Annotated in this window: 1 protein-coding gene; it reads left to right on the top strand. The window is 70.3% G+C overall.

Translation table 11 applies throughout. The features are described 5' to 3' along the window. Positions 1–408, top strand: a 408-nt coding sequence (locus L6D89_RS32455; protein ID WP_236202353.1) for a hemagglutinin repeat-containing protein, incomplete at both ends; no start/stop codon positions are given.

The raw sequence follows: 408 nt of genomic DNA, 5'->3' as shown, positions 1-408 counted from the left end.
ACGCCAGCAACGACGCCCACCGCATCCACAAGGAAATCGCCAACAACGCCGCCCGCATCGAAGCCCGCGGCGACCTGGAGATCACCGCCGGGCGCGACCTGATCAGTGCCGGCAGCGTCCTCCAGGCTGGCGGCAATGCCAGCCTCACCGCCGGGCGCGACCTGCGCCTGGAAGCCGCGCAGGAAGTCGACAGCTTCGATTTCCAGAGCCGCCGCGTCACCGGCAACGTCACCAGCGTCACCCAGCACGGCAGCGACGTGCAGGTGGGTGGCAACCTGGAACTGAACGCCGGCCGCGACCTCAGCGCCGTCGCCAGCCGCATCGACGCCGCGCGCGACATCGCCATGAGCGCCGGGCGCGACGTCGTCCTCGCCTCCGCCGCCAACGAAGAACACAGCGACGCCAAGT

The organism is Pseudomonas pseudonitroreducens (assembly GCF_021603645.1).
Taxonomy (GTDB): domain Bacteria; phylum Pseudomonadota; class Gammaproteobacteria; order Pseudomonadales; family Pseudomonadaceae; genus Pseudomonas; species Pseudomonas pseudonitroreducens.
Note: the sequence above shows the minus strand (reverse complement) of the source record. Positions and strands in the feature narration are given on the sequence as shown.